This window comes from Chryseobacterium sp. TQ-BC-N36 (assembly GCF_058382295.1).
Genome location: NZ_CM178175.1, coordinates 1,084,134 through 1,102,270, shown reverse-complemented (window position 1 = coordinate 1,102,270; position 18,137 = coordinate 1,084,134). Strand labels below are relative to the sequence as shown.

Here is an 18,137-nt window from a genome sequence, read left to right as displayed (position 1 = left end):
TAGTATTTTATTATTGTGGATATAGAAAGAACATCATTGAATCCATCTTATGATATCATTTTACATGCTGATGTATTGCCTGATTTCTAAACATGGCCTACTTTTTTCTGATCACCGATCACATTCAGGGTAACTCCAAAAAGGATTAGAGTAATTCCGATAAGCAAATTGAGCGTAAATTTTTCATGAAACATCAGAACACTCACCAAAACAGCAACCACAGGCTCCAGGGCTCCTAAGATCGCAACAGGAGTAGAGCCGATGTATTTAATGGCATATACCAGGCAAAGACCCGATATAACAGTGGTGAGAAATGCAAAAATAAGAAAGTTAAAGAAAATCTCTGCTGAAGGAATCGTAAACGACTCATGAGCAATAACAGCTTTACTCATAAAGAACATTGAGGTGAAAAGCATAGAATAAAACGAAAGCTTGAATCCGGAAACCTTGATATTCGATTTATTGACGATAACCATATATAAAGCATAGAACAGTGAACTCAGCATTACAATTCCTAACCCTGCAAAATTGATTTCCAGTCCGTTTCCTTTTAAGCATAAAACAATTACCCCCGCGAAAGCCATAAGTAAAGAAGCGCCGGACAGCCTGGTAAGCTTCTCTTTGTAAAAGAAAAGCATAATCAGTGCAACAATAATCGGGTAGATAAATAAAACGGTAGAGGCAATTCCCGGTGTCAGAAAATCATACCCTAAAAAAAGAAACTCTGAAGAAAGGGCATAGCAGATTCCAAGGATGGCAAGAATTAAAGTTTCCTTTTTATTGATTTTAAAGGTGTCCCTGGAATACAGCAGATATCCTCCTATCATTAAAGCTGAAAAGAAAAATCTGTAAAACAGCGTAATATCCATTGAAAAGTGTGCCCGCTTGACAGGCAGTATAAAAACCGGAATAAGACCATATGAAATGGCCGACAGAATTCCCAGTGTGTAACCTCTAAGTTTCATTTGCTTTATAGTTATTAAACAAAAATGCCACTGATTGGTTTCAGTGGCATTTTTTATTTTAAGATTAGATTAAATCGGTTTAAAACTTAATCCTTGTTCCTGGAGTAATTTTTGCTCCTGCTCTTTGTAGTAGCCACCTACTAATTTATCATGAATAGCTTCAAACGCAGCCAGAGTTTCATTGATCTCAGCATCTGTATGAGAAGCGGTAGGAATCAGTCTTAAAAGAATCATTCCTTTCGGAATGACCGGATATACCACCACAGAGGTAAAGATCCCGTAATTCTCTCTTAAATCCTTTACCAATAGAGTGGCCTCTACCGGAGTTCCCTGCATCATTACAGGAGTTACACAAGTGTTGGTATCTCCAATATTGAAGCCTCTTTCTTTAAGTCCGTTCTGTAGTTTATAAACATTCTCCCAAAGTTTGGCTTTGATCTCAGGTCTTGATCTCAATAGCTCCAATCTTTTTAATCCTCCGATTACCATTGGCATGGTAAGAGATTTTGCAAAGATTTGTGATCTCAGGTTGAATTTCAGATATCTGATGATTTCTTTGTCACCCGCAAGAAACGCTCCGAAACCTGCCATTGATTTGGCAAAAGTAGAGAAATAGACATCAATCTGATCGTTACAGTCCTGCTCTTCACCCACACCGGCACCTGTTTTACCAAGCGTTCCGAAACCATGTGCATCGTCTACTAAAAGTCTGAATTGATATTTTGATTTAAGGTCACAGATCTCTTTGATTTTTCCCTGCTGGCCTCTCATCCCGAAAACCCCTTCTGTAATCACAAGGATACCACCTCCTGTTTCTTCAGCTACCTTAGTCGCTCTCTGAAGGTTTTTCTCAAGACTTGCCATATCATTGTGCTTATAGGTAAATCTCTTACCGGAATGAAGTCTTACTCCATCCACGATGCAGGCATGAGAATCCATATCATAAACAATTACATCATTTCTGCTTACCAAAGCATCAATGGTAGAAACCATTCCCTGGTAACCGAAATTCAATAAATATGCTGATTCTTTTTTTACAAAGTCTGCCAGTTCTCTTTCCAGCTGAAGGTGCTGATCTGTTTCTCCGGACATTGCTCTTGCTCCCATTGGATAGAACATTCCATATTCTGCTGCAGCTTTTGCATCTGCTTCTATTACTTCAGGATGATTACACAGTCCTAAATAATCATTGGCACTCCAGAAAATTACTTCTCTACCCTGAAACTGCATTCTAGGGCCTATAGGTCCCTCTAATCTTGGGAAAATAAAATAGCCTTCACCATAATCTGCAAATTGTCCAAGTGGTCCTGGATTTTCTTTTATTCTTTCAAAAATATCCAACATTGTATCGTAATTTTTAAGTAAAAAAGCCTTTTTTGTCAGAACACGCAAAAGGCTTTATTTGTATCGTGATTTTATTCGTTCTTATTTGATAAACTCAGTTTTGAAAACTTCGTCATAGTTGTGAACACAGTTGTTGACAAATCCCTGCTCTGCCATCCATTTATCACTGTATACTTTGGTGATGTATCTGGACCCATGGTCAGGATATATTAGAACAACCAGATCATTTTCTGTAAGTTCATGAGACTGTGCATACTGCATCAATCCCTGTGTTACAGCTCCTGTCGTATAGCCACCCATGATTGCTTCTTTCAAAGCAATTTCGCGGGTTCTGTACGCGGACATTTCATCATTGACCCTTACAAATTCATCTACCTTGTCGAAAAGCAGGGCAGAAGGGATCAGGTTTTTACCCATTCCTTCGATCTGATAAGGATGTACATCTTCTTTGTGAATTTCTCCTGTCTCGTGATAGCTCTTTAGTATAGAACCGTCTGCATCTACTCCGATGATCTTGATATCCGGATTTTTTTCCTTCAGAAACTTTGCTGAACCAGACAGCGTACCACCAGTTCCGGTACAGGCAAAAAGGTGAGTGATCTTACCTTGTGTCTGTTCCCAGATTTCAGGACCGGTAGTCTGATAATGTGCATCAATATTCAGCTCGTTAAAATATTGATTGATGTAAATAGAATTAGGAGTTTCCTTAGCGATTCTTTTAGCTACTTCATAGTATGATCTGGGATCATCTGCCGGTACATTGGCCGGACATATATACACCGTAGCTCCCAATGCTTTCAGGTAAGCAATTTTTTCAGGTTTTGTTTTATCACTTACTGCAAGAATACATTTATATCCCTTAATGATACATACCATCGCAATAGAAAACCCGGTATTTCCGGAAGTAGTTTCTACAACTACAGAATCTTCTTTTAAAAGGCCTTTTTTCTCTGCGTTTTCTATAATATGAAGTGCGATTCGGTCTTTGGTGGAATGTCCAGGATTATATGATTCTAACTTGGCATAAACGGTTGCTGGAATATCTTTTGTAACAGTATTTAGCTTCACCATAGGAGTATGTCCTATCAGGCCAAGGATATTATCGTAAACATTACTCATTATTTGTTATTTTCAATAAAAATCTGACTGCAAAAATACAAAAAAATAAATAATTACTAAACTTTTGTTTGATTTCTAGGGCATCGTTTATAAAAAAATATTTTTGTATTTTCAGTTTTGACAGGAGTATAATCGCAAATACTACGCCAAAATTTTTAAATTTTGTTAAAACCCGCATAAAATAAGATAAAAGCCTTATTTTCGCATAATTGATTTAATACTATGAAAAATTGGACTTTTAGGCAATGGAACACCGTTTTAGGATGGGTGATTTTCGTCATTGCGTTTTTCACGTACTTGTCCACCATAGAACCCAATTTCAGTTTCTGGGATTGTGGCGAGTACATTTCTTCTGCAGTAAAACTTGAAGTAACGCATGCTCCTGGAGCTGCTTTATTCCAGATAGTGGGTGCCGTGGCAGCCATTTTTGCATTAGGGAAAGGCGAAAATTACTCCATCGTAATCAACGCGATGTCTGCATTGTTCAGTGCGCTGACTATTTTATTTTTGTTCTGGACGATCACACATTTTGTGAGAAGACTTTTAAACAAAGATTTTGAAGAAATTACAAAACATGAGGAAATCTCTATTTTATTTGCCGGAGCTGTGGGAGCACTTTGCTTTACATTTTCAGACACGTTCTGGTTCTCGGCAGTAGAGGGAGAGGTTTACTCTATGGCTTCCATGTTTATCGCGCTTTTGGTCTGGTTAATCACCAAATGGGAAAATGAGTATAAAGCAGCGGACAGTGAGAGATGGATTATTCTTATTTTCTTTGTTTTAGGACTTTCTGTGGGAGTGCATATGATGTGTATGCTGGCAACTCCTATGGTATGTCTTGTATACTACGCCAGAAACTATAAGTTTACCTGGAAAAACTTTATCTGGGCAAACCTTATCACACTAGGGATCTTAGCCATTGTTTTCAAAATTATTTTCCCACTGATCATGACGATGTTCGGAAAGCTGGAAATTTTCTTTGTAAACGGGCTTGGTCTTCCTTTCCATTCAGGAACGATTGTGGCTTTTGTTCTGATGGTGGCGATCTGCTATTTCTTAATCAAATATGCAAGAAAAGCCAAAAGAAATATTTACCAGACAGCTGCATTATCTGTAGTTTTTATGATGATCGGATTCTCATGCTGGATGGTTATCCCAATCAGAGCGAATGCCAATCCACCAATGAACCTTAATGATCCGGATACGGCAATTGGTATGCTGGATTATTATAACAGAGAGCAGTATGGGGACTGGCCAACGATCTATGGACAGAATTATACCGCATTTCTTGATGCCAACGGAATCGAAAAGAATGAGGACGGAAGCTTCAAAACAAAGAAAACCGGCGAGATCTACGAAAAAGATGAGAAAACCGGAACATACAGAAAAACCGGAGACCGTTTCAATTATGTATTCAACAAATCTCAGGTAAGCTTTATGCCGAGAATGTTCAATGAGGACAAGGATGTAATGGCCAACTATATTTCTATGTATGGTGCTCCTGATTTTACATTCAATTATGCGAATGAAGATGTTGCAGACAATCCACAGGCTAAACAGATTTTTGACGAGCTGAGAGCAAAATATGAAGACAAATCCATTACCGCTTCTGATTATCTGAAAGTAAAACCTTATAATCTGATCAATGTACAGAAGCCTTCATTCTTTCAGAATATGGACTATTTCATTTCATTCCAGAATCAGTATTATTTTGTGAGATACCTGATGTGGAATTTCGTGGGAAGACAGAATGATCTTGAAGGAAATATGGAAAGTACTAAAGGGAACTGGATTTCAGGAATTCCATTTATAGACAATGCTATTGTAGGAAATCAGGATAAAATGCCTGCTAAATTCAGGAATGAAAGTACAGTAAAATTCTTTTTTCTTCCATTAATTTTAGGTTTGATTGGATTCTTTTTCCAGTTAAACAGAGACTTTGGAAGATTCTATGCATTGTTATCCTTATTTGTTATAACAAGTGTGGGGATTATTTTCTATACGGGAGTAAAACCTTTTGAACCGAGAGAAAGAGATTATGCCATGGTAGGTTCATTCTATGCATTTGCAATCTGGATCGGTATGGGAGCCGGAGCCATCTTATGGTTCTTACAATCCAAAATAAAATCAAACGGAGCCAATATCGCTCTGGGAGTGGTTTTATTAGGAGTACCTTTCATGATGGGCTTCCAGAACTACAATGTTCACGACAGAAGTAACAGATATACAGCATATGATTATGCTTATTCCGTTTTAAAATCATTACCGAAAAACGATATCCTTTTCGTGTATGGTGATAACGATACTTACCCGGTTTGGGCAATTCAGGAAACAGAAAGATTCAGAGATGATGTGAAGGTGGTTAACTTTACCCTTGCTTCAACTCCATGGAACCTTGATCAGGTAAAAAGAAGAACTTACAATGCTATGGGGATTCCTAGCCAGCTGACCCATGAAGATTACAGGGATGGCGTAAACGACCAGATCTATATGATGAAGAAAGAAGACTGGGAAGGGGTATTTTCTATGCTGAAAGAGCAGGGAGCTCCTGAAACAGAATTCCAGTCTTTCAGAAAATATCTTACTCAGGATTCTTTAACTTTGAAACAGGCTATTGAATTCATTAAATTCAAATCTCCTGAAAAAGACGAATTGTTGAAAATGTATTTCGGTGAAGAGAAATTTGAAAAATACAATATCCTTCCGGTAAACAAATTCATCCTTCCTGTCAATAAAGAAAATGCTTTAAAGGCAGGAATTATCAACAAAGAAGATCTTCCGAATGTTGCCAATCAGATCATGATTACTTATAAAGGAAATACATTGTACAAGAATAACCTGATCCTGATGGATCTTTTAGCAAACTTTGACTGGAAGCGTCCTATCAATTTCTCATCAGGAGGTATTTATGACAGTGAGAATATTTTCTACCTTAACGACTATCTTCAGTTTGACGGATTCAGTTACCGATTGATTCCAATCCAAACGCCTCCGACTGCTGACGGAGATATGGGAAGAGTAGATGCCAATTCTCTTTATAATGTAGTGAAAAACTTCAGATGGGGGAACTTCAAAAACTTAAATGCTCACTTCGATGAAACGGCAACTTCCAATATCATCAGCTACAGAATGTCAGCGAGCAGAGCCGCGGCAGCCCTTGCGTTAAGCGGACAGAAAGCCAAAGCGCTGGAAATTCTGGATCTTGCTGCGAAAGAAATTCCTGCTGAGAAATATAATGATCCACGTTCATTAAGTTCAATTGTTTCAGGATACATCATTGCAGGTCAGGAACAGAAAGGTCTTCAGATTGCAGAAGTACTTAAAAAAGCAATCTTTGAAGAATATGATTACTATTTAAGCCTTTCCAAATCAGATCAAAGCTATCTGAGAAGACAGATGAGAACCAAACCTATGGAATATTCTCTTGTCGTTTCTGCAGTAACAGATGCTTACACAAAGATCGGACAGAAAGAAAAAGCGTATGCTTATCTTGTAAAATCTATTGAGCCGATTGATAAGAAGTTCAATGTATTTATCAAAGATCTTCAGGAAATGGGTAAAGAAAAGGCGATGAAAGAATCTGAAAATGTACAGCAGATTACGCCATTCTATCAGTATTTATTTGATGTGATGGAGCCATACGATTCTACGTATTCAAAAGAAAAAGAAAATCAGATTACTACCGCGATTATCAAAGCAACAAAATAAAATACTTTAAAACGGGACTTCGGTCCCGTTTTTTTATTATTGGGAATCCTGAATATTAAGATTATATTTGTGAAACTAAAAATACATAATGGCTGAAACAAATAATAGCAGGTTCCCCATCTATGCCGTAATTGCTACAGTTGCTTTTAAAATTCTTTTTTTATGGACACATTATATTCAGGAGGATGCATTTATTACCTGGAGAGTCGCTCAGAACCTTCTGGATTATGGAGTGATCGGATTCAATGGAGATACTAAAATCTCTGCATCTACAACACATTTATATGTTTTTGTGTCTTATTTTTTCAATCTTGTTTTCGGAAAAGAAAACTTCATTGAACCTCTTTTGATTTTTAATTCTATATTATTCACAATAGGAACTTTATTGCTGTCTCATTTGGTGCTTAAAAACCCATGGCATAAGGCGGTCTTTATATTTCTGATCGGTATTTTGCCACCAGCCATTAAAATTTCAATCCTTGGCATGGAGTATGGAATCCTGTTTTTCCTTGAGATGTCTCTACTGTATTATGGATTCCATAAAGGAAAAAAATGGGTGTTGACACTTCTTCCGGTATTAATCATGTTTACAAGGATTGATACAGTAATATTTCTTGGAATTGTCTTCCTTGTAGATGTTTTCTGGAACAGAAAAATAAGATGGAATTATATTTTTGGAGGTGTTCTGGGGGTATTCTCAACAGTGGCTTTCAACTGGTTTTACTTTGGTGAACTGGTGAACAATACCATTACGGCAAAAAAACTTCTTTACAGTGAAGACTTTACCATACAGCAGCATATCGGGTACTTTTTTAAGAGTTTCGGAAATTTCTGGGGAATGCTGAAAGTTCCCGGAGATTTTAATCCTCTGACCATTGTTGTACTGATCTTTGAACTGCTTTGTTTTATTTATCTTATCAGACAGAGAGAGAAGAGAAATTATTTTTTGTGGATGATCTTTCTCTTCGGATGGGCAAAACAAATAATATTCATTTCTCAAAAAAGTCTGTTCGACTGGTACTATTGGGTGCCGCAGCTTTTGCTTTTTGTACCGATTCTTATTTTTGTACTGGAACAGAAAGAGAAAAGAAATCTTTGGCTGGCATTATTGGTTATATTCTATATTTTTCCAATGCTTGTTTTTCAAACCGTTCATTCCATTGCAACAGGAAACGGAGAATGGAACTACCGCAGAACCATTGGTACATTTTTGAATCAATATGAAAAAGATAAAAATCAGTGGATCTTATTGGAGCCAGCTGGTTATGTTCCTTATTTTTCAGGATTGAAAACAATTGATGAGGTTGGCTTGGTTGATAAACAGATTCAGGAGGAAATTAAAAAAGATAAAGTGAATTATTGGATCAACACGGTAAAAACAAGAAAACCAAAATATCTTCTTTCCTACAAAAACCTGTATGAAGGTAATGATGCCAATTCAATCTATTATCAAACCCATTATCAACTTTTGAAGGAGTTCAGAGTGAAAGATCATCTGAAAAGTGACAATAAAATTTTAGAAAGAATATACCATCTTAAGCCTTCCGGAACAGACTATAATTTGTACATTAGAGTTGATTAAAAGATTGAAATATTTAAGGATTTAAAAATTTTAAAATAAGAAGTCTCTTAACTCTTTTACCATTAAACTTAAAACCTGTAATCTATCATTTAAACCCTAACTCCCTGAAAAAATGAAATACTGTGCTTTTCTCCGTGGTGTCAACGTAAAAGGAACCAACATGAAAATGGCGGATGTATGCCTAGTTTTTAAAAAGGCCGGTATGAAAGACGTAAGTTCAATACTGGCATCTGGAAATATTGTTTTTTCGTCCGATAAAAATGCTGAGGAATTAAAAGCAATTCTTGAAAAAGCGATGTCAGAACATTTTTCCTATGAGGCATTTCTGTTTATAAAATCCAAAGAGGAAACAGAAGTGTTCTGGAACAGCATTCCTTTCGATAAGAATGAAAATTTTCATATTTATGGTTTTGTTGGAATTCCCGGAGTGGAAAAGGTTCTGATGGATGAGTTCCAAAAGGCAGCCAAGGCAGAAAATGAAAAGGCAGAAATTATCAATGATTTATTTTACTGGCAGGTTCCGAAGGGAAATACGCTGGATTCCACCTTCGGAAAAGTGCTGGGTAAGAAAAGCCTTAAAGACAAGATGACAAGCAGGAATATCAATACATTTGAGAAGATTCTGAAAAAGATGGAGTAGATCTTTATCAGCATACAATACAGTACAACACAATATAGCATTCCAAGATCATTAATAAATATTGTATTGTCAATAAGATAAAACAGTTTATATAATTCAATAGGAACGGGCTTTAGCCCGTTCTTTTTTTAATCAAAATTCCATTGGCTTTAGCCAAAATCTAAAATATCAGTCATCTTTATCATCGTGAACAAAGTAAGTTTTATGTTGGAAATCGCAAGGGCACTAATTTTTTTGAATATCTGATGTTTTAAGGCGCAAAGATTTTATTTCCGATAAAATTGTATGCTACATATTCTCTGGCAAGTTTAGCGGATATTCTGACTATTTATAAACGCAAATAACACTGATTTTTACACAAATAGCCACAAATATCTGTGTACATCTGTGGGAAATAAAACTTTCAAGATTTAGTTTATCACGCTGATTTGTCTTCCGCCAAGAATCTATCCTCAGAAACTTAATCAATAAAATATGACAACTACCTTCCCTAAAACCAAGACATCAAAACACACTCTCTCCTCAAATAATTTCCAAGTCTGAAACTTTCTCAGTATTTTTACTGAACTTTTTAATAACATCAAAAATGATTCAGTATTTAGATAATATTTCGCACAAAGATTCCAAAAACTTTTTCCTTATTGCCGGACCTTGTATTATTGAAGGGGAAGATATGGCATTGAGAATTGCAGAAAAAGTAATCAGTATCACAGATAAATACAATATTCCCTATATCTTCAAAGGAAGCTTCAAAAAGGCTAACAGAAGCCGTGTAGATTCTTTTACATCAATAGGTGAAGAAAAATCCCTTGAAATCCTTAAAAAGGTAGGAGAGACATTCAACATTCCTACGACAACAGATATTCATGAAAATGAACATGCGGCATTGGCAGCTCAGTACGTAGATGTACTGCAGATTCCTGCATTTCTGGTTCGTCAGACCGATCTTTTGGTAGCAGCAGCTAAAACGGGAAAATGTGTTACTCTGAAAAAGGGCCAGTTTCTTTCACCGGAAGCAATGAAATTTGCTGTTCAGAAAGTTACAGATTCTGATAATCAGAAAGTAGCAATTATTGAAAGAGGAAATTCTTTCGGATATACTGATCTGATTGTGGATTACAGAGGAATTCCTACCATGAGAGAATATGCTCCCGTTATTTTGGATGTGACCCACTCTTTACAGCAGCCTAATCAGAGTTCTGGGGTTACAGGAGGAAGACCGGAGCTTATTGAAACGGTTGCCAAAGCAGGAATTGCAGTAGGAGCAGATGGAATTTTCATTGAAACACATCCTACACCGGAAACAGCATTATCTGATGGAGCCAATATGTTAAGATTAGATTTATTAGAAGATTTGTTACAAAAATTGACAAGAATTAGAGAATCGATTTTGTAATTGTTAAAAAAACATTAATTTTAGAAATTCTAAAACATTTCTTTTGAAAAAACTAGTTTTACCGCTAAGCCTTATGGTCCCTTTTCTGATTTTCTCCCAACAAAGAAAAAAGGATACAGCGACCACTAAAGTAACCGATATAGAGGAAGTTGTCTTCCAGAAAAAAGCAACAGGAAGAACAAACGACCTTACCAATGTGAGAATTTCAGCAAAAGAAGCAAAATCTGTGGCTTCTATCAACGGTGGAATTGAAGGATTACTTAAAACACTACCTTCCGTAAATTCCAATACCGAGCTGTCTTCCCAATACATGGTCCGCGGCGGAAACTATGATGAAAATCTTATTTACATTAATGATATTGAAATCTACAGACCTTTCCTGATCAGAAACTCACAACAGGAAGGGATGAGTATCATCAATCCTGATATGGTTTCTACAGTGAATTTCTCTGCAGGAGGTTTTGAAGCTAAATATGGGGATAAGATGTCTTCTGCTTTAAATATCTATTACCGTGAACCTGAAAAATTTGAAGTTTCGGGAGAGGCAAGTTTAATCGGGGGAAGACTGACAACAGGTCTGGCTTCAAAAAATAAAAAATTTACCGCCCTATTTTCAGGGAGATACAGAAATACGAACCTTGTTCTCAATACATTAAAAGAAGATACAGACTTTAACCCAACCTATTGGGATTTCCAGTCTTATCTGAACTATCATGTCAGTGATAAATTCACCATGTCATTCATCGGATATTATTCAAAGAATGATTATGAGATGATTCCCAGAGCAAAAAGTGTTACTTTCGGAAGCCTTCAGCAGCCTATTACAGTAGATATAGGCTATGCCGGTAAAGAAAATGACCAGTACAAGAATATGATGGGTACTTTCTCCATGAACTATAAGCCGACAGACAAATGGAAGCTTACATTGGATGCTTTTGCCTATCAGAACAGAGAAAGAGAATATTATACGATAAATTCAGGATATGAATTGCAGACCTTTGATCCTGTGACGCAGCAGCCTGTGACATCTTTTGATGTTGGAGGGCAGATAGAGCATGCAAGAAATGATTTGTTTGTCAGAACATACGGGACTCAGTTCAGAGCCAAATTTTCTCCTAATGTCAATACTGATTTTGAAGTTGGATTCAAATATGAAAAAGAAAACCTGAAAGACCTTACCAATGAGTGGAAATTGGTAGACTCAGCAGGATACAGCATTCCAAGACCAGAGGTGATTGATCCCAGAACAGGAACTACCGGAGATCTTAAGCTTGCTTATTATATTGCCGGACAAAATAATATTGAACCTACAAGGCTTTCTGCCTATGCTCAATACTCACAGAAATTTTATTGGGGCGCCAGTAAAGTATTTGTGAATGCAGGAGTACGTGTTGCTAACTGGAGTTTCAATAAAGAAACAATATTCTCACCACGGGCTCAGTTTGCCATAAAACCGGATTGGGACAGCGATATGTTGTTCAAAATTTCAGGAGGAATCTACTATCAGGCCCCTTTCTATAAGGAAATTAAAGACCTTGATGGTAATTTCAATTCCAATATTAAGTCGCAACGCTCTATTCAGGTGATTCTTGCCAATGATTATGAGTTTCAGATGTATGACAGACCCTTTAAGCTTACAACCGAGCTTTATTATAAAAAAATGGACAATCTGATTCCATATTACATGGATAATGTAAGAATCCGTTATTCCGGACAGAATAATTCCAAAGGATATGCATATGGTATCGACACCAGATTATTTGGGGAATTTGTTCCGGGAGTAGATTCATGGCTATCTGCGAGTTATGCGAGAGTGTACGAAAATATTGATGGCAGAGGAAATATTCCAAGACCTACAGATCAGAGATTGAGATTTGCCATGTTCTATCAGGATTATATGCCAAGCTTTCCGTCTATGCGTGTCAATCTTACGCTTGTCTATGCGATGGGGTTACCAACAGGAGCTCCTGTGATGTTCGACAGTAATGGCCAGCCGGACTTTACGTCAGCATACAGCTATCAGAAAACCCTTCCATCTTATAAAAGGGTAGACTTAGGACTGACAAAGGTATTTATTGATCCAAAAGAAAAAAATAAGCGATCAGGATTCTGGGGTAATTTTGAAGAACTGACATTAGGTGTTCAGGTTTTCAATGCATTCAACATTAATAACACAGTAGCGAATCAATGGATTACGGATTATAATACCAATTATATGTATCCTGTTCCGGTGCGTCTTACAGGACGTTTCTTTAATGTAAAGCTGGAATTCAAACTTTAAAAATACAAAACTGAGATTGAATTGTAAATTTAATCCATATGAAATAAATAAAGCTTCCGAAAATTCGGAAGTTTTTTTATTTGCCCGAATTTTATAACAACATTACCAAATTTTATAACAATGGTGTCACAGATATTTTTAAATTTGCTTTACCAATGAAAAAGATTCTTGCCATATTGTTTTCTGTTTTCTACTTCGGATTTTCTTCCGGAGCAGCTTTCAGTATTCATTATTGCATGAAAGAACTGGTTTCTGTAAGCCACAAGACAGAAGATATCTGTGCCAAATGCGGTGTCAAAAACAAAAAAGGATGCTGCAAGACAGAGATCAAAGTGGTAAAAGTGGATGATTCTCAGAAGTCAGATCTGCTAAAAATTGATTTTTTAGGTCAGATTTCAGAAATTCCTGTGAAACATCAGTTTGCAGTTATTGATAAGTCTTTTTCGGCAACCAAGTTTACTCAGATTCAGATCAATGCACCGCCCGAATACCGGCCGGTACCTATTTACATCAATCATTGTAATTTTAGAATTTAGAATCCGTCAGTCGTTTCCGGTATCATCAATTGTATACCGTTACGGGCGACATGTCCTGACGCATTTACTGATGCGCTATCCATTCTTTATTAAAAATTAATTCTAAAATTTAAAACAATGAAAAAATATATCATCACAGCAGCCTTATCTTTATTTTCAATCATTTCATTATCAGCACAATCTAAAAAGGATGCTCAGGTTACTAAGCTCTATCAGAACTATATCGCTATTAAATCAGCTTTAGCTTCAGATGATGCTGATAAAACTTCAAAAGCAGCTACCGAATTTATTAAAACAGCTTCAGCCATCGACTATAAAGTAGTTTCTGAAGGGAATCTTAATATCCTCAGAAAAGATGCTTCTTCTATTTCTGAAGCAAGAACTGTTGCAGCCCAAAGAGAGAATTTTTTTAATCTTTCGGACAATATGATTGCTTTGACCAAAGAGTTCAAACTTTCTGAAAAGCCAGTCTATGTACAATATTGCCCAATGGCAGATGGCAGCTGGCTAAGCGATGAAAAACAGATCGCTAACCCGTACTATGGGAAAACTATGCTTTCATGCGGAAGTGTAAAGTCAGAAATTAAATAATTATTGTATTGTTTTTAAAAACAACAAGTTGCATAGCTTAATCTATAATTATATTTAAGCTATGCAGCTTCTAAAAGTTCGAAATGTTATGAAAAAACTGATAATGTTTCTGATGCTTTTGTTCTCTGTTTTTACTTTCGCACAAACTACGAAAACGTATTATACCTGTCCGATGCATTCGGAAGTGGTTTCCTCAAACCCAGGAGACTGCCCTAAATGCGGCATGACCCTCGTAAAAAAAACAGCGGTTATAAAACCCAAAGCAGCAACAAAGCCGGAAGTAAAACCTATCTCTAAAACAGAGGCTAAAGCGAAACCTACAGAAACAAAAATAAATAAGAAAAAAGCAGAAGATAAAAAGGTTAATGATGCTGTGCAGGCTAAAATTCAGAATTTAAACCCATCGAAGTCTAAAACCGAGTTACAGGCTCAAACTATTTACACCTGTCCGATGCACCCTGAGGTGGTTTCAGACAAGCCCGGAAAGTGCCCTAAATGTGGGATGGATCTGATAGAAAAAGAAGACCATACCCACGCAGAAGCTGGAAGTTCAAAAGAAGAAAGTTCAGTTTTAAAACGAAACTCTGAAAACGGAAGAATTACTTTTGGAGGAAAAACAGTTCGTTATGACCTGTATGTAAAAGATACGATTGTCAACTTTACAGGAAAAAACAGAAGAGCTATTGCGATCAACGGGAAACTTCAGGCTCCGACCCTGTATTTTACAGAAGGAGATACTGCTGAAATCTACCTGCATAATATGCTGAAGGAAAATACCGGACTTCACTGGCATGGTGTGATTCTCCCCAATGAACATGACGGAGTTCCATATCTTACCACGAAACCTGTACAACCTGGAGAAACTCATTTATACAAATTCAGAATTTCTCAGAACGGAACCTATTGGTATCATTCTCATGAAGCCCTTCAGGAGCAGATAGGAATGAATGGAATCCTGGTCTTCAAAAAAAGAGAAGGTGAACCGAAAACAGAGTACAATGCCGAAATTCCTGTATTATTGGGAGACTGGAGTGATGATGATCCGATGCAGATTGCAAGGAGACTTCATATGGCCAACACAGACTGGTATGCGGTAAAGAAAAATGCCGTACAGAGTTATTGGGAAGCGATTAAGTCCGGAAATTTTGGAACAAAAGCTCTGAATGAATGGAAAAGGATGGAAGCAATGGATGTAAGTGATGTCTACTATGATAAATTCCTGATTAATGGTACCCCCAGTTCAAACTATTCAAATCTAAAAGCGGGAGATAAAGTACGGCTCAGGGTTGCCAACGGAGGTTCCTCTACTTATTTCTGGCTGAATTATGGTGGAGGAAAAATAAAAGTAGTGGGAAATGATGGTAATGATGTGGTGCCTGTAGAAGTTGACCGTCTGATTGTAGGAGTTTCCGAGACTTACGATATTGAAGTTACCATTCCTGAAAATAAAAGCTTTGAATTCCGGGCGACCTCAGAAGACAGAATAGGGCACGCTTCCCTTTGGCTGGGTTCCGGTGAAAAGGTTGAAGCTCCCAATCTTCCAAGGCTTATGCTTTTTGAAGGAATGAAAATGATGAACGGTATGATGGAAATGAGTGGCAATATGAAGCCAATGAATATGACGATGGGAAATCAGATGATGGATATGAATGAAGTGATGTATCCGGAATTGTCTGAAAATCAGAGAAAAACTACAATGAAGCACATCAATGAGATGATGGGTGTGAAAACAAAAGAAGATAAGAAAGAGGACCATTCCCAACACACAGGAATGGATATGAAGGAAGAAAAAACAATTAAGAGACTGTCTTACAATATTTTAAAATCTCCCGAGAAAACCATCCTTCCGACAGACAGCATTCGTGAAATGAAATTTACACTGGAGGGGAATATGAACCATTATCTCTGGACGCTGGATAATAAAACCGTGACAGAGACCGATAAAATTCTGATTAAAAAAGGAGAGGTTCTCAGAATTAAGATGTATAATAATTCTATGATGCGCCACCCGATGCACCTTCATGGCCATGATTTCAGATTAATCAATTCAAAAGGAGAGTACTCCCCATTGAAAAATGTTGTGGATATCATGCCAATGGAAACTGTGACGATAGAATTTGCCGCGAATCAGGATGGCGACTGGTTTTTCCACTGCCATATTTTATACCATATGATGGCAGGAATGGGAAGGATCTTCAGCTATGAAAATTCAAAACCAAACCCACAGCTTCCAAACAGAAAACTGGCCTGGAAAAACTTTATACAGGACAACAAAATGACCAGCTCTATGGCTATGCTGAATGTAGCAAGCAATAAGATTCATGCAGAAACGATGACAATGTTCGGACCGAGATGGGCTAACCTTAATGAGTTTCATTCTAACTGGAATTTTGATCACTTCGAAGGAAGTGCGAAAGTAGGACGTTTTTTAGGAAAATTCCAATGGGCACTTCCGTATGCAGGAATAAGGGTTCAGAAGAATCATGAGATCATGGAAAGACAGATGGCAGAAGATATGGGGATAGATTTTCATGGTAAAAAGACCTGGTTCGGACAGCAGAAAGCGTCTAAAAACAAGTTTGCATTCATGGTAGGTATGCAGTATGTGCTGCCAATGTTGATCACTGCTGACGCAAGTGTAGATCAAAATGGAAAAGTCTTACTGGAATTGAGTCGTGAAGATATACCGCTTTCCAGAAGACTGAGAGGGAACTTCAGTGTCAATTCAGATGGAGAATTCTCAACCGGAGTGAGATATATTCTTCAAAAGTGGTTATCTGTTTCCGGAAACTATGATAATGAACTGGGCTGGGGCGCAGGTATCACTTTAACGTATTAATTTTTTAACCATATTATTTAAGAAACAATGAAAAATATAATAACCGTATTGTTTGTGGGTGCTGCATTATATTCTTGTAATAAACCCGATAGTAAAATGCCAGAAAAGAATGCAGCAGAACCGGAAATCAAAGCAATGGACAGAACTGAACCTGGTGAAACTTCAAATCAGGCGGTAAAAGAAAGCTCTGAAAATAAAAAAGAAGCAGATGAGCTTTCAGCTTTTCCGATTCAGCAAATCATCAAAGGCTACCTTCCTCTAAAAAATGCGCTGGCTCAGGATGATTCTAAAAAAGCTTCCGAAGCGGCCAAAAACCTGTTTTCCATAGTAAAGAAAATAGATATCAGTAAAACCGATGCAAAAAACAATTCTGAATTGCGTGATATTTTAGAAAGTGCTGCAGAAAATGCAGAACATATAGGAGAAAAATCTGATGATATAGCTCATCAGAGAGAGCATCTGCTTTCCCTTAGCAATGATATCACCGATTTAATAAAAGAACAGGGAAACGGCGGATTAAAACTATATCAGGACTTCTGTCCTATGTACAATAATGGAAAAGGAGGGATTTGGATCAGTGAATCGGAAGAGATTATCAATCCATATGAAGGGCAGAAAATGATCAACTGTGGTTCTGTAAAGAAAGTATTTTAAAAGGTATCCAGAGATGAACCGTCATATTAAAAACATATTTTTAGGGTTTCTTCTCATCTTTTTGCTTATCCAGATCATTCAGCCTGCCCGTAATATTGATTATGGTCAGGTTCCTTCAACAGATATTTCAAAGGTTTATAAAGTACCTGAGAATGTACAATCTGTTTTGAGCCAATCCTGTTATGACTGTCACAGCAATTCTACTCATTATCCATTCTATTCCTATATACAGCCTTTACGGTATTATATTGAAAAACATATAAAAAAAGGAAAAGAAGAATTGAATTTTAATGAGTGGGGGCGTTACAGCCATCGGAAACGGATCAGCAAATTAGAGTCCATAGTTCACCAGATACAACAGAAAAAAATGCCGCTAACCTCTTATACTGATCTTCACCCGGAAACTAAACTTTCCGAAAAGCAGGTAGAAGAAATAGTTCGGTGGGTAGAGCTGATGCAGACTGAAAATAAAGAATAAAAAT

General features: G+C 37.1%; 13 protein-coding genes. 10 read left to right on the top strand and 3 right to left on the bottom strand.

Features of this window, described 5'->3' with window-relative positions:
• Nucleotides 1–86 precede the first annotated feature (86 nt).
• The 3 genes from AC3FI7_RS04795 to AC3FI7_RS04785 form a co-directional block, all read right to left on the bottom strand.
• Nucleotides 87–965, bottom strand: a complete 879-nt coding sequence (locus AC3FI7_RS04795) for a DMT family transporter (protein ID WP_343658548.1) — start codon at nucleotides 963–965, stop codon at nucleotides 87–89.
• A 69-nt stretch (nucleotides 966–1,034) separates the two neighbouring features.
• Complete coding sequence (locus AC3FI7_RS04790) at nucleotides 1,035–2,306, bottom strand: aminotransferase class I/II-fold pyridoxal phosphate-dependent enzyme (protein WP_172617008.1); 1,272 nt, start codon at nucleotides 2,304–2,306, stop codon at nucleotides 1,035–1,037.
• 84 nt (nucleotides 2,307–2,390) lie between these two features.
• Nucleotides 2,391–3,428, bottom strand: coding sequence for a PLP-dependent cysteine synthase family protein (locus AC3FI7_RS04785; protein ID WP_002979259.1), 1,038 nt, complete (start codon nucleotides 3,426–3,428; stop codon nucleotides 2,391–2,393).
• Between the two features lie 222 nt (nucleotides 3,429–3,650).
• On the opposite strand from AC3FI7_RS04785, the gene AC3FI7_RS04780 reads away from it, so the two are divergent.
• The 10 genes from AC3FI7_RS04780 to AC3FI7_RS04735 all read left to right on the top strand — a co-directional run bounded on the left by AC3FI7_RS04780 (nucleotide 3,651) and on the right by AC3FI7_RS04735 (nucleotide 18,133).
• The gene (locus AC3FI7_RS04780; RefSeq protein ID WP_491461558.1) at nucleotides 3,651–7,136 is read left to right on the top strand and encodes a glycosyltransferase family 117 protein; all 3,486 of its coding nucleotides are present in this window, start codon (nucleotides 3,651–3,653) and stop codon (nucleotides 7,134–7,136) included.
• Nucleotides 7,137–7,224: 88 nt separating this feature from the next.
• Nucleotides 7,225–8,718: a DUF8728 domain-containing protein gene (locus AC3FI7_RS04775; protein ID WP_491461557.1), complete on the top strand. Its 1,494-nt coding sequence runs from the start codon at nucleotides 7,225–7,227 to the stop codon at nucleotides 8,716–8,718.
• A gap of 112 nt (nucleotides 8,719–8,830) precedes the next feature.
• Nucleotides 8,831–9,358, top strand: coding sequence for a DUF1697 domain-containing protein (locus AC3FI7_RS04770; RefSeq protein WP_142722969.1), 528 nt, complete (start codon nucleotides 8,831–8,833; stop codon nucleotides 9,356–9,358).
• A 586-nt stretch (nucleotides 9,359–9,944) separates the two neighbouring features.
• The gene (gene kdsA / locus AC3FI7_RS04765) at nucleotides 9,945–10,754 is read left to right on the top strand and encodes a 3-deoxy-8-phosphooctulonate synthase (protein ID WP_142722970.1); all 810 of its coding nucleotides are present in this window, start codon (nucleotides 9,945–9,947) and stop codon (nucleotides 10,752–10,754) included.
• Nucleotides 10,755–10,797: 43 nt separating this feature from the next.
• Entirely contained in the window at nucleotides 10,798–13,035 is a 2,238-nt protein-coding gene (locus AC3FI7_RS04760) for a TonB-dependent receptor plug domain-containing protein (RefSeq protein WP_142722971.1), read from the top strand.
• 155 nt (nucleotides 13,036–13,190) lie between these two features.
• The gene (locus AC3FI7_RS04755; RefSeq protein ID WP_228451178.1) at nucleotides 13,191–13,571 is read left to right on the top strand and encodes an HYC_CC_PP family protein; all 381 of its coding nucleotides are present in this window, start codon (nucleotides 13,191–13,193) and stop codon (nucleotides 13,569–13,571) included.
• A 117-nt stretch (nucleotides 13,572–13,688) separates the two neighbouring features.
• A complete protein-coding gene (locus tag AC3FI7_RS04750) occupies nucleotides 13,689–14,162 on the top strand; it encodes a DUF3347 domain-containing protein (RefSeq protein WP_291897121.1) in 474 nt (157 codons plus the stop codon).
• A gap of 88 nt (nucleotides 14,163–14,250) precedes the next feature.
• Nucleotides 14,251–17,001 (top strand): multicopper oxidase domain-containing protein, encoded by a 2,751-nt coding sequence (locus AC3FI7_RS04745; protein WP_491461556.1) that lies wholly within the window; start codon nucleotides 14,251–14,253, stop codon nucleotides 16,999–17,001.
• A gap of 27 nt (nucleotides 17,002–17,028) precedes the next feature.
• The gene (locus AC3FI7_RS04740; protein ID WP_491461555.1) at nucleotides 17,029–17,655 is read left to right on the top strand and encodes a DUF3347 domain-containing protein; all 627 of its coding nucleotides are present in this window, start codon (nucleotides 17,029–17,031) and stop codon (nucleotides 17,653–17,655) included.
• A gap of 13 nt (nucleotides 17,656–17,668) precedes the next feature.
• Nucleotides 17,669–18,133: a heme-binding domain-containing protein gene (locus AC3FI7_RS04735; protein ID WP_142722974.1), complete on the top strand. Its 465-nt coding sequence runs from the start codon at nucleotides 17,669–17,671 to the stop codon at nucleotides 18,131–18,133.
• The last annotated feature ends 4 nt before the right edge of the window (nucleotides 18,134–18,137 follow it).

Excerpts from the sequence above, each read along its gene's own strand:
- AC3FI7_RS04795 (WP_343658548.1), bottom strand. The coding sequence starts at position 965 with ATGAAACTTAGAGGTTACACACTGGGAATTCTGTCGGCCATTTCATAT.
- AC3FI7_RS04785 (WP_002979259.1), bottom strand. The coding sequence starts at position 3,428 with ATGAGTAATGTTTACGATAATATCCTTGGCCTGATAGGACATACTCCT.
- AC3FI7_RS04780 (WP_491461558.1), top strand. The coding sequence starts at position 3,651 with ATGAAAAATTGGACTTTTAGGCAATGGAACACCGTTTTAGGATGGGTG.
- AC3FI7_RS04775 (WP_491461557.1), top strand. The coding sequence starts at position 7,225 with ATGGCTGAAACAAATAATAGCAGGTTCCCCATCTATGCCGTAATTGCT.
- AC3FI7_RS04770 (WP_142722969.1), top strand. The coding sequence starts at position 8,831 with ATGAAATACTGTGCTTTTCTCCGTGGTGTCAACGTAAAAGGAACCAAC.
- kdsA (WP_142722970.1), top strand. The coding sequence starts at position 9,945 with ATGATTCAGTATTTAGATAATATTTCGCACAAAGATTCCAAAAACTTT.
- AC3FI7_RS04755 (WP_228451178.1), top strand. The coding sequence starts at position 13,191 with ATGAAAAAGATTCTTGCCATATTGTTTTCTGTTTTCTACTTCGGATTT.
- AC3FI7_RS04750 (WP_291897121.1), top strand. The coding sequence starts at position 13,689 with ATGAAAAAATATATCATCACAGCAGCCTTATCTTTATTTTCAATCATT.
- AC3FI7_RS04745 (WP_491461556.1), top strand. The coding sequence starts at position 14,251 with ATGAAAAAACTGATAATGTTTCTGATGCTTTTGTTCTCTGTTTTTACT.
- AC3FI7_RS04740 (WP_491461555.1), top strand. The coding sequence starts at position 17,029 with ATGAAAAATATAATAACCGTATTGTTTGTGGGTGCTGCATTATATTCT.
- AC3FI7_RS04735 (WP_142722974.1), top strand. The coding sequence starts at position 17,669 with ATGAACCGTCATATTAAAAACATATTTTTAGGGTTTCTTCTCATCTTT.